Source organism: Allobosea sp. RCC_152_1, from assembly GCF_041360765.1.
Classification (GTDB): Bacteria; Pseudomonadota; Alphaproteobacteria; order Rhizobiales; family Beijerinckiaceae; genus Allobosea; species Allobosea spartocytisi.
Genome location: NZ_JBFUPU010000009.1, coordinates 168,325 through 179,557, shown reverse-complemented (window position 1 = coordinate 179,557; position 11,233 = coordinate 168,325). Strand labels below are relative to the sequence as shown.

The window sequence follows — 11,233 nt, the reverse complement described above, 5'->3', positions numbered from 1 at the left end:
CCAGTGATGCACGCTCAGGACCTGTTCCTCGTAGAAATGGCTCATCGCATCGTCCTTGAAAGTCCGGCGGCGGGCTGGCGGGTGCCTTCACCGGCGGGTCGTGGGATTCGAGGGTTAAGTTGCTGCCGGATCTCCGTTTCCGACAGAAGAATTGCCGGCAAAGTAAATCCTATGCGTCGAGGGCCTCGGGCAGGAATTGCAGCTTGTCCGGGACGCCCTTCCAATCCTCGGCATCGGCGGGCGCGTCGCGCTTGTCGGTGATGCCGGGCCATTGCGCGGCAAGCCGGCCGTTGAGGGCGACCCAGCGGGCGGAACCCTCGGCCGTATCGGGGATGATCGCCTCGGCCGGGCATTCGGGCTCGCAGACGCCGCAATCGATGCATTCGTCGGGATTGATGACGAGCATCGTCTCGCCTTCGTAGAAGCAGTCGACCGGGCAGACCGCGACACAGTCGGTGTATTTGCAGCGAATGCAGGCTTCCGTGACCGCGTAGGCCATGAGGCTCTCCCTCCTGCTTGACAGGACGAAAAGGGTCCGACAAATTCGTTCGTGTACAAACGATATGACTCGCCGATATGGCTTTGTCAATTGGCGGCGCATAACGTGGAAACGATCAAACCGAGGCGGGCCGATGGCTGAACAATCGACGGCGACAATCACCCCCGACCACAAGCTCGTGGTCCGGAATATCGGCCTCATGCTCAGCGGCGATATCGGCAATCCCATTCTCGAAGCGGATACGCTCATTGCCATCGGCGGCAAGGTCGCGGCGGTCGGTCGGGCCAAGGATCTGGACACCGACAAGGCCGACACCGTCATCGATGCCAACGGCACGGTGCTCCTGCCGGGGATGATCGACAGCCATGTCCACCCGGTCGCGGGCGACTGGACGCCGCGCCAGAACCAGCTCGGCTGGATCGATTCGACCATGCATGGCGGCGTCACCACGATGATCTCCGCCGGCGAGGTCCATACGCCGGGGCGGCCGAGGGATGTCGTCGGGGTCAAGGCGATGGCGATCTATGCGCAGCGCTGCTTCGACGCCTTCCGGCCGGGCGGCGTGAAGATCCATGCCGGCGCGCCGGTGATCGAGCCCGGCATGGTCGAGCAGGACTTCAAGGATCTGGCTGATGCCGGTGTCAGGCTGCTCGGTGAGGTCGGGCTCGGTGGCGTCAAGGATGGCGCCACGGCGAAGCAGATGGTCGCCTGGGCGCGCAAATATGGCATCCAGTCGACAATCCATACGGGCGGCCCTTCGATCCCGGGCTCGGGGCTGATCGGCGCCGACGTGGTGCTGGAAGCCGATACCGACGTTGTCGGCCACATCAATGGCGGCCATACTGCCCTGCCGGACGCGGAGATCCGCTGCATCTGCGAGGGCTGCAAGCGCGGCCTCGAACTCGTCCATAACGGCAATGAGCGCGCCGCTCTCTACACGCTGCGCGTCGCCCGCGAGATGGGCGAACTCAACCGCGTCATCCTTGGCACGGACGGGCCGGCGGGCTCCGGCGTCCAGCCGCTCGGCATCGCCCGCATGGTCTCGCTGCTCTCCTCGCTGGGAGAGGTGCCGGCCGAGATCGCCTTCTGCTTCGCCACCGGCAACACGGCGCGGATGCGCAATCTCGATTGCGGTCTGATCGAGGTCGGGCGCTCCGCCGACTTCGTCTTCATGGACAAGGCCCAGCACTCCGCGGGCAAGAGCTTCCTCGACAGCATCCAGCTTGGCGACCTGCCGGGCATCGGCATGGTGGTGATCGACGGCCTCGTCCGCTCCGGCCGCAGCCGCAACACGCCGCCGGCCGAGAAGGTGCCCTCGGTCCAGGGGCACTGAACGGCCTCGGCTTGGTCACGCCGCCCATCGGCCGATGAGGTTTTCAACGATATAACGATTGCGGCCGATCCGGAATCGTTGTTGTCTCGTTCGTATACGAATGACTTTCGGGGCAGGTGGGTGTCGCGGGACTTGCATTCTCCAGGCGCGGATAGGGTGGGATGAGGCCTGTCGCGCGCGCCTTCACCTTGACCGTCAACGGCGCCGAGCATCGCGTCGAAGGCGAGCCCGACACGCCGCTGCTCTTCTTCCTGCGCAACGACCTTGCGCTCAACGGCCCGAAATTCGGTTGCGGCCTCGGTGAATGCGGTGCCTGCACTGTTCTGCTCGACGGGGTCGCGGCCAGAAGCTGCGTCTATCCGGTTCGCCTCGCCGCCGGCCGCGCCATCGTCACGCTGGAAGGGCTTGGCACGCCGGAAGCCCCGCATCCGATCCAGCAGGCCTTCATCGACGCCCAGGCCGCCCAATGCGGCTATTGCATCAACGGCATGGTGATGACCGCCAAGGCCTTCCTCGACGTGAAGCCTGCGCCGAGCGAGACGGAGGTGCGCGAGGCCCTGCGCTACAATCTCTGCCGCTGCGGAACGCATGTCGAGATCGTGCGGGCGGTGATGCTCGCTGCCGAACGCGGCTGGCGACCCGATGGGGCCGGGCAGTGACGGGCAGGGCGCCTCCACCCTCCCGGCGGGAGCTCTTGAAGCGTGGCGGCGTGATCGCCGTCGTCTCGCCGCGCAAGGACGCCCCCTCGGATGCGGGGCCCGAGGAGGGGCTGGACCTGCATGTCTGCGTGACCGGGGAAGGGCGGGTGTTCGCCTTCTGTGGCCATGTCGATCTCGGCACCGGCATCAGCACGGCTTTGGCGCAGATCGTGGCCGAGGAGCTCGATTTTCCCTTCGATGCGGTCGAGATGGTGCTGGGCGATACGGCCGAGACGCCCGACCAGGGCGCGACGATCGCGAGCGAAACGATCCAGGTCACCTCGATCCCGATGCGGATCGCGGCAGTGCAGATCCGCCGGCAGCTCGTGTCGCTCGCGGCTGCTGCCCTCGATTGCCCGGAAGAGGAGATCGGAATCCGTGCCGGCACTCTTGTCCGGCGCGGCGAGGCGGGCTCTTCGCTTAGTCTCGACGCGCTGCTCGGCAACCGGCGCATCCTGCTGCCGCTGGCCGAAAGCGCGGCCTTCAAGCCGGTCGAGCGCCACGCCATCGTCGGCAAGCCGGTCGAGCGGGTCGATATTCCGGCCAAGCTCACCGGGCGTTTCACCTATGTGCATGACGTACGCGTGCCGGGCATGCTGCATGGCCGGGTCGTGCGCCCGCCCTATGCCGGCCTCGATGGCGGGGATTTCGTCGGGCACAGCCTCGAAGCGGTCGAGCACGAATCCATCGCCGATATCCCCGGCATTCGCGCCGTGGTGGTCGAGGGCGATTTCATCGGCATCGTCGCCGAGCGTGAGGAGCAGGCGGCGGCAGCGGCGCAGGCCCTCAGGACGCATTGGAAGTACTGGCCGGCGCCGGCCGATCTGCGCGATGTCGAGAATGCGCTCCGCGCGCATCCGGCGACGCCCCGCAAGCTGGTCGACGAAGGCGATGTCGAGGCGGCGTTGCTGACCCTCGAGAAGCGGCTCGACCGGACCTATGTCTGGCCCTATCAGATGCATGGCTCGATCGGGCCGTCCTGCGCCGTCGCCGATGTGCGGGAAGACGGCATCACCGTTTGGGCCGGCAGTCAGAATCCCTATCCGCTGCGGGCCGACATCGCCTTGCTGACCGGCCTGCCGGCGGAGCGGATCGAGATCGTTCGCCACGAGGCGGCGGGCTGCTATGGCCGCAACTGCGCCGACGACGTGGCGGCCGATGCGGTTCTGCTGTCGCGGGCCGTGGGCGCGCCGGTACGGGTGCAGCTCACCCGTGAGCAGGAGCATCTCTGGGAGCCGAAGGGCGCGGCTCAGCTCATCGACATCGCCGGCGGGCTCGGGCCGGGCGGTTCGCTCGCGGCCTATGATTTCCATACGCGCTACCCCTCCAATGCGGCGCCGACGCTGGCGCTGCTGCTGACCGGGCGCATCCCCAACACGCCGGCGACGCTGAAGATGGGCGACCGCACCGCGATCCCCTCCTATGCCTATGAGAACATGCGGATCACGGCCTATGACATGCCGCCGATCGTGCGTGCCTCCTGGCTGCGCGGCGTCTCGGCTATGCCCAACGTCTTCGCGCATGAAAGCTATATCGACGAGCTGGCGCATGAGGCGGGCGTCGATCCGGTCGAGTTCCGCCTGCGCCACATCACCGATGCGCGTGCCGCCGAGCTGGTCGAGGCGACGGCCGCCCGCGCCGGCTGGGAGCCGCATGTCGGGCCGCGCCTGCGGGCCGAGGGCGATGTCCTGCACGGGCGCGGCTTCGCCCAGGCCCGCTATGTCCATGGCAACTGGCCGGGCGTGGGGGCCGCCTGGTCGGCCTGGGTCGCGGATGTCGCGGTCAATCGCGCGACCGGGGAGGTGACGGTCAGCCGCGTCGTGGTCGGCCAGGATACCGGGATGATGGTCAACCCGGCTGGCGTGCAGCACCAGATCCACGGCAATGTCCTGCAATCGACCAGTCGTGTGCTGCGCGAGGAGGTGACCTTCTCGGAGACCACGGCCGTCGCCGCGCGCGACTGGGGCGCCTATCCGGTGCTGAGCTTCCCGGAGCTGCCGGCCATCGATGTGATGCTGATGGATCGGCAGCAGGAGCCGCCGCTCGGTGCCGGCGAATCCGCCTCGGTGCCGAGTGCGGCGGCCATCGTCAACGCGGTCTATGATGCGACGGGAGTGCGCTTCCGCGAATTGCCGCTGACGCCCGAGCGTGTGCTGGCCGGGCTGAACGGGCGCCCGGCACTGGCCCCGCCGCCCGCCCGGGGAGGCCGACGCGGCCTCGGCTTCTGGGCCAGAATCGGCGGCATGGCTGCTGCCGCCGCGACGTTTGCGGCTGTCTCGCTGCCGCTCGCGCCGGAGATCGCACCCATTGCCCGGCCGGACCCCGCGACATGGTCCGCAGCCACCATCGAGAAGGGGCGCCAGCTCGCCGCGCTCGGAGCCTGCGCCGTCTGCCATACGGGCAGGGACGGCGTGCCCTATGCCGGCGGGCTCGCGCTGGAGACGCCCTTCGGCACGGTGACGAGCACCAACATCACGCCCGATCCCGAGACAGGCATCGGCAACTGGTCCTATCCCGCCTTCGAGCGGGCGATGCGCGCCGGCATCCATCGCGGCGGGCGCCATCTCTATCCCGCCTTTCCCTATGCGAATTTCGCGAAGACGAGCGATGCCGATCTGCAGGCGCTCTATGCCTTCCTGATGTCCCAGACGCCGGTCATGCGGGTGAATGAACCGAGCCGGCTCATCTTTCCCTTCAACCTGCGCCCGCTGATGGCCGGCTGGAACCTGCTGTTCAACCGGGGCAAGGAAGCGAAGCCGGAACCGGCCCGCACGGCCGAATGGAACCGGGGGCGCTATCTCGTCGACGGGCTCGGCCATTGCGGCGCCTGCCATTCGCCGCGCAACGCGCTCGGCGCCGAGAAGGGCGGCATGGCCTATCTCGCCGGTGGTGAGGCCGAGGGCTGGGAGGCGCCGGCGCTGACGGGCGCCTCGCATTCTCCGATCCCGTGGAGCGAGGCGGATTTCTACACCTATCTGCGCAGCGGTCATGCCGCGAACCACGGCACGGCATCCGGTCCGATGGCGCCCGTCATCGCGGAACTCAAGGAGTTGCCGGACGCCGATATCCGCGCCATGGCCATCTATCTCGCCTCGCTCGGCGCCTCGCCTCCGGAGCCCGAGATCGCGGCGCGCACCGAGGCGATCCTGAAGGCGACGGCATCGGCCGCCAATCCCGGCACGTCGCGGGCCGCGCGACTCTATGAGGGGGCCTGCGCCGCCTGTCATGAAACCGGGCGGATCGCGCCGCTGGCCAATCAGGGGCCGGCGCTGGGGTTGAGCTCGAAGCTTCACGCCGCGACGCCGGCCAATCTCGTCAACCTGCTGCTGCAGGGCGGAAGTCACGGCATGGGCCAGATGCCAGCCTTCGGAAACGCGCTCGACGATGGGCAGGTCGCTGAACTCGCGAGCTATCTGCGCAGCCGTTTCGCGCCGGAGAAGCCGGCTTGGAACGGGGTGGAAGCGGCTATCGCAAGGGCACGCAAGGCCCCTTAGGGGACCGCGCCCTTTACCCCAGCCCTCTCCCGCAAGGGGAGAGGGAGATAGGTGTACCGCCTCAGCGCAGCCCGTCCTCGCCCTTGATCTCGTCGGTCTTCAGGCCGCCGACGCGCGGGAGCGGGCGCCCGGCGCTGGTCAGCACGATCGCGACCATGATCTCGTTGGCGCGCGGCGCGTCGGGAATGCGCACCTCCATGCCGTCGAAATGGCTGCGGACATAGGCCGCCGCCTTGTGGCCGAGCGGCACGTCCAGCACCACGCCGAGCGAGCCGCGCTTCTTGCTGGACGGGATCAGGGCAGGGGCCTTGCCGAGGAGCTTGCGCAGCGGCGCGCCGAGCTTGGGATGCAGGATCGCGGCGGCGTGCTCCAGCTCGCCATCCTCGCCGACGGCGGCGGCCTTGCCGTAGCCTTCGACCTGCTCGCCCGGAATGCCGAGCGCCGCCAGCGCATGGCGGCCGAGCAAATCGCCCAATTCCTCGCCGATCTCGATCAGCGGCGCGAGGTCCGCCTCGTAGCGTCCGGCGAAGGGGTTGGCGATCACCGCGACGGCGGCGGCCCGGCGCACGGCCGGTTCCACCGGGCGGCCCATCTCCGAGCGGGTCTCGTCGAGGATGGTGACGAGCTTGCGGATTCTGGCGCTCATCGCAGGCCGTCCTCCCCCTTGATCTCGGAAGCTTTCAGGCCGCCGACGCGGGCATGGATGCGCGCGCCCGTCGTCATCACCAGCGCGAGCAGCATTTCATCCGCCTTCGGCGCGTCGGTCAGCCCGACCTCGAAGGCGTCGAAATGGCTGCGGACATAGGAAGCATTGATATGGGTGACGGGGATGTCGAGGCGCGTGCCGGGCCCGCCGACCTTCTTGGTCGAGGCGACGATCGCCTTGGCGTCGCCGAGGATCTCGCGCATCGCATAGCCGCCCGGCACGTGCCAGAGCGCGCCGTGCTCCAGCTCGCCGGCCGCGCCGACGATGGCGCCCTTGCCGTAACCCTCGATCGCCTTCGGATCGCCGCCGAGCGCTTCGAGAAGCTGCTTCGCCAGCGAGAGGCCGAACGGCTTGAGATCATCCATGAAACCCTGGATATCCGCGACGTAACGCCCGGCGAAGGGGTTGGCGATGACGGCGAGCGCCGCGCCGCGTCGCAGCGGCGTGGCCGGGGCAGGGCCGCCCTCATGGAAGATCGTCTCGACGACAACGGCGAGCTTGCGAATGGCGATCTCAGGCATGGGCCAGTTTCCTCCGGGTGATATCGGCCAAGGTGGGCAAAGCGAGCGTGCGGGTCCTGCCCTGGAGATGGATGGCGCAGGAGCGGATGAGCCGGCGCGCCTGCAATCCGGCGGCCTGGTCCAGCCCGGCGGCGAGCGCTTCCGCGATCTCCGCTTCGGTGAGCCGGCCGACATGGCGCGTCACGGGAATGTCGCCGAGGTCGCTGTCCGACTGGATCGTGTCGGCCGGAACCCGGACGACGGCCGGATGGCCCGGAAGATCGACGGCATTGGCGATGACGGTCGCCGCCGCATCGGCCATGGCGGCGGTGGGCGCCAGCACCGTCACCGCTTCGGCGATGCCGCGCGAGAAGCTGCGGCCGGGATAACCGCTGGTCGCGACGCCGCCGATGCCGTCGGCGGCCGAGATCGTCGTGGTTCCGAACAGGTTCGGCCGGTCGGGCCGGTCGACGAGACCGATGCGGAAATGCTCGCCTTGCGCCAGATGCAGCGCGATGTCGCCGCCATTGTTGACGAAGGTGCGAGTCAGCGGCGCGGCCGCGAGCATGGCGCCGAGAATCTCCTCGGCGACGGACCCGGCCACGGCGGCCATCGGCGTGATGAAGCCGGCTCCGGCGAACGGAGCCACGGCCGCGTGCATGCGCTGCGCGACCACGCCCTCCGGCGTGGGGCTTGCCTCCGTCACGGGCATGCGCAGCAGAGTGAGCTCGCCGCAGAGTTCCGCCAGAAGCCCATCGAAACGATGCAGAGCGGCCTCATGGGCCATCCGCACGGCGTCGGCGCTGCCCTCCGCCTGAATGACCAGATCGATCGGCCCCTGCTGGAGCAGCAGGCGCTTGCCGTCCGGCAGGAAGCGCGCTGAGGGCCGCTCGAACATCGCGCTACCCGTGCGAGTGCCGCGTGGAATGCGGTGCGAACGGCCAGGGATTGTCCTGGTGCTGCGGCAGCTGGAGGCGCCCGCCGCGCTTGAGCTCGCTCAGCGGCTGGACATGGTCCATATGGCCGCCGAGCTCGCGATAGTCCGAAAGCTTCATCGTGAACTCCAGCGGTGCGACCAGCGCCGGTGTTGGCACATAGCCGAAGGCATTCTCGGGCAGGCGCGTGACATCCACCATGAAAGTAATGCCGCCGCCCGGCCAGATATAGACCGGCGCGCCGCCGCAGGTGACATAGGTCAGCGAATCCTTGACCGAGCGCGTCAGCCGGACCGGGTTCTCGGTCACGCCCGCCCGCAGCGAGCCGCCGGCGCCGCCGATGAACAGCACGGTCGACAAGGCGGGTTCGCAATTCTCCGCGATGCGCTCGACCGGCTCGCGCAGCGGCACCGGGATGTCCATCTCGACCGGCCGCAGATTGTCGTCCAGCTCGTAATAGGCGGCGTGCTCGCCCGTGGTCGAGACCATCAGCAGGCGCAGGCCCGGACGGGCGGTCTTCGGATCGAAGGGGCCGAGGATGGCGAGCGGGTCGCTGATATTGGTGCCGCCCCAGCCGGTGCCCGGTTCGGCGACCTGGAAATAGCGGCCGGGCGTCGAGCGCCGCCCCTTGAGCTTGATCCCGGTCGGCTCCATGCCCAGCAGCTTGCCGGCCTGATGCTCGGAGAGCACGCCCGTGATGTGGTCGTCGACGACGACGACCTCGTCGACCTTGCCATGCCATTGCTTGGCGAAGATGCCGATGGTGGCCGAGCCGCAGCCGACCCGCATCCGGCTCTCGGCCACGCCGTTGACGATCGGGGCCTTGCCGGCCTGGACGACGACCGTCTCGCCGCCGTCGATCGCCATCTCCACCGGCTTGCCGTTGCAGAGCGACAGCAGCGTGTCGCAGGTGACGCGGCCCTCCTTCTTGGAGCCGCCGGTGAGGTGGTGCACGCCGCCGAGCGAGAGCATCTGCGAGCCGTACTCGCCCGTCGTGACATGGCCGACGGCCTCGCCCTCGACCCGCACCGTCGCGGTTTCCGGGCCGAGGAAGCGGTCGGTGTCGATTTTGATCTTCACGCCGCAATAGCTGAAGATTCCCTCGGTCACGACCGTGACCATATCGACGCCGTCGACCTCGGAAGAGACGATGAAGGGCGCCGGCTTGTAGTCGGGATAGGTCGTGCCAGCGCCGATGGCGGTGACGAAGGTGCCCTGCGGGTTGAGGATGTCGCCGCTCCATTCGCGCTCGCCCGCGAAAGACACGACGTCGCCGCCCTGGCCGATCCTGCGGTCGAGCACGACATGCGGATCGACCCGCACCAACGTGCCGTCGACATTGCCGTAGCGATCGCAGGCGCCGACCGCTCCGGGTTTGATGAAGCACATCACCGGGCAGGCATCGCAGCGAATCTTGTCGTCAACGGCCAATGTCGTCGCGTCGGAGCTCATGCTCGCACCCCTGGCGCCGGAAACGCGCCGCTACATTATTTGTATGCAAACAATTTAGCCCTGCAAGCCCGCGCCCGTCAACACGATCGCTGCGCGGGAAGAGCGGGGCTTTCGCCGCTCAAAGCGCGCGAAATACCGGGCGCGGCAATAATGCGGCGATTTTAATCACGCCCTGCCTTCACAAGCCGCGAAACCGAGTTGACACGCTGCTTCGAACTCATCAACTTCGTAGGTATACAAACATTAAAACCATAAAACTTGGAACGGAACGGCGCAACGGCTAATGACGAACGGCTGACCCTCGGCGACAACGCCGAGTCCCGGCAGCCGGATCGCGAACGGGGGAGATTGGCATGACAATGGATCGCAGGCGTTTTCTGGCAGCCGCTTCCGGAGGGGCTGCCGTGCTCGCCGCTCCGTCGCTGGTCCGGGCGCAAGGCGCCGGCTCGATCAAGATCGGCGAGATCAACAGCTATACCGCCCAGCCCGCCTTCCTGAAGCCCTACCGCCAGGGCTGGGAGCTGGCGCTAGAGCAGGTCAACGCCGGCGGCGGCGTGCTTGGCCGCAAGATCGAGACGATCTTCCGCGACGATGCCGGCAAGCCGGAGGATGCCGTGCGCCACGCCGGCGACCTGATCAACGCCGAGAAGGTCGATCTGCTTTCGGGCGGCTTCCTCTCGAATGTCGGCCTCGCGCTCACCGATTTCGCGCTGCAGAACAAGCGCCTCTATGCGGCTTCCGAGCCGCTGTCGGATGCGCTGGTCTGGGCGAAGGGCAACCGCTACACCTTCCGCTTGCGACCCTCGACCTATATGCAGGCGGCGATGCTGGTCGAGGAAGCGGCCAAGCTCAAGGCGCGGAAATGGGCGCTGGTCGCGCCGAACTACGAATATGGCCAGTCGAGCATCAAGTGGTTCAAGGAACTGCTGAAGAAGGCCAGGCCCGATGTCGAGTTCGTGGCCGAGCAATATCCGGCGCTTGGCCGCATCGATGCCGGCGCGACCGTGCAGGCGCTCGAGGCCTCCAAGCCCGAGGCGATCTTCAACGTCACCTTCGCCGTCGACCTGACCAATCTCGTGCGCCAGGGCAATACGCGCGGCCTGTTCGAGGGGCGCGACGTCGTCTCGATGCTGACCGGCGAGCCTGAATATCTCGACCCGCTCGGGGCGGAGACGCCGACGGGCTGGATCGTCACCGGCTATCCCCATGCCGATCTGGCGACGCCGGAACACGTCAAGTTCCGCGACGCCTACAAGGCCAAGTACAACGACTATCCGCGCCTGGGCTCGGTGGTCGGCTTCGACACGATGAACTCGATCGCGGCGGCCCTGGCCAAGGCCGGCACCACCGACAACGAGAAGCTGATCGACGCGATGGAGGGGCTGAAATTCCCCTCCGCCTTCGGTTCGGCCGAATATCGCGCCGTCGACCATCAGTCGACGCTCGGCGCCTTCGTCGGCAAGACCGCCCTCAAGGACGGCAAGGGCGTGATGGTCGACTGGCGCTATGCCGACGGCGCCAAGTACCTGCCATCGGACGACGTCGTGAAGACGATGCGGCCGGCAGGCTGAGTTCATCGCGTTTCCGGCATATGAACCTCCGTCATCCCGGACAAG

At 67.7% G+C, this 11,233-nt stretch carries 9 protein-coding genes; 4 read left to right on the top strand and 5 right to left on the bottom strand.

Annotated features, from left to right (window positions below; genetic code table 11):
- Positions 1–169 precede the first annotated feature (169 nt).
- Positions 170–499, bottom strand: coding sequence for a ferredoxin FdxA (fdxA, locus tag AB6806_RS24310; protein ID WP_038365680.1), 330 nt, complete (start codon positions 497–499; stop codon positions 170–172).
- Positions 500–632: 133 nt separating this feature from the next.
- Between fdxA and AB6806_RS24305 the strand changes: the two genes are divergently transcribed.
- The 3 genes from AB6806_RS24305 (at position 633) to AB6806_RS24295 (ending at position 6,024) form a co-directional block, all read left to right on the top strand.
- Complete coding sequence (locus tag AB6806_RS24305; protein WP_142021039.1) at positions 633–1,832, top strand: amidohydrolase family protein; 1,200 nt, start codon at positions 633–635, stop codon at positions 1,830–1,832.
- 161 nt (positions 1,833–1,993) lie between these two features.
- Positions 1,994–2,491 carry a (2Fe-2S)-binding protein gene (locus AB6806_RS24300; RefSeq protein WP_112762323.1) on the top strand — a complete coding sequence of 166 codons (498 nt, stop codon included), beginning with the start codon at positions 1,994–1,996 and terminating at the stop codon, positions 2,489–2,491.
- 35 nt (positions 2,492–2,526) lie between these two features.
- Positions 2,527–6,024 (top strand): molybdopterin cofactor-binding domain-containing protein, encoded by a 3,498-nt coding sequence (locus AB6806_RS24295; protein WP_142021038.1) that lies wholly within the window; start codon positions 2,527–2,529, stop codon positions 6,022–6,024.
- Between the two features lie 61 nt (positions 6,025–6,085).
- On the opposite strand, the gene AB6806_RS24290 is transcribed toward AB6806_RS24295, so the two are convergent.
- From AB6806_RS24290 to AB6806_RS24275, 4 genes are read right to left on the bottom strand one after another with little or no spacing between them, the layout of a single operon-like run.
- Positions 6,086–6,670 carry an amino acid synthesis family protein gene (locus AB6806_RS24290; protein WP_112762322.1) on the bottom strand — a complete coding sequence of 195 codons (585 nt, stop codon included), beginning with the start codon at positions 6,668–6,670 and terminating at the stop codon, positions 6,086–6,088.
- A complete protein-coding gene (locus AB6806_RS24285) occupies positions 6,667–7,251 on the bottom strand; it encodes an amino acid synthesis family protein (protein ID WP_142021037.1) in 585 nt (194 codons plus the stop codon). The genes AB6806_RS24290 and AB6806_RS24285 overlap by 4 nt, the downstream gene beginning before the upstream one ends.
- Complete coding sequence (locus AB6806_RS24280) at positions 7,244–8,128, bottom strand: UPF0280 family protein (RefSeq protein WP_142021036.1); 885 nt, start codon at positions 8,126–8,128, stop codon at positions 7,244–7,246. The genes AB6806_RS24285 and AB6806_RS24280 overlap by 8 nt, the downstream gene beginning before the upstream one ends.
- 4 nt (positions 8,129–8,132) lie before the next feature.
- Positions 8,133–9,617, bottom strand: coding sequence for a 6-hydroxynicotinate reductase (locus tag AB6806_RS24275; RefSeq protein WP_142021035.1), 1,485 nt, complete (start codon positions 9,615–9,617; stop codon positions 8,133–8,135).
- A gap of 353 nt (positions 9,618–9,970) precedes the next feature.
- Between AB6806_RS24275 and AB6806_RS24270 the strand changes: the two genes are divergently transcribed.
- Positions 9,971–11,188 carry an ABC transporter substrate-binding protein gene (locus AB6806_RS24270; protein ID WP_113252244.1) on the top strand — a complete coding sequence of 406 codons (1,218 nt, stop codon included), beginning with the start codon at positions 9,971–9,973 and terminating at the stop codon, positions 11,186–11,188.
- The last annotated feature ends 45 nt before the right edge of the window (positions 11,189–11,233 follow it).

Bases quoted from the DNA above. Each gene is read 5' to 3' on its own strand.
- fdxA (WP_038365680.1), bottom strand. From the start codon at position 499: ATGGCCTACGCGGTCACGGAAGCCTGCATTCGCTGCAAATACACCGAC.
- AB6806_RS24305 (WP_142021039.1), top strand. From the start codon at position 633: ATGGCTGAACAATCGACGGCGACAATCACCCCCGACCACAAGCTCGTG.
- AB6806_RS24300 (WP_112762323.1), top strand. From the start codon at position 1,994: ATGAGGCCTGTCGCGCGCGCCTTCACCTTGACCGTCAACGGCGCCGAG.
- AB6806_RS24290 (WP_112762322.1), bottom strand. From the start codon at position 6,670: ATGAGCGCCAGAATCCGCAAGCTCGTCACCATCCTCGACGAGACCCGC.
- AB6806_RS24285 (WP_142021037.1), bottom strand. From the start codon at position 7,251: ATGCCTGAGATCGCCATTCGCAAGCTCGCCGTTGTCGTCGAGACGATC.
- AB6806_RS24280 (WP_142021036.1), bottom strand. From the start codon at position 8,128: ATGTTCGAGCGGCCCTCAGCGCGCTTCCTGCCGGACGGCAAGCGCCTG.
- AB6806_RS24275 (WP_142021035.1), bottom strand. From the start codon at position 9,617: ATGAGCTCCGACGCGACGACATTGGCCGTTGACGACAAGATTCGCTGC.
- AB6806_RS24270 (WP_113252244.1), top strand. From the start codon at position 9,971: ATGACAATGGATCGCAGGCGTTTTCTGGCAGCCGCTTCCGGAGGGGCT.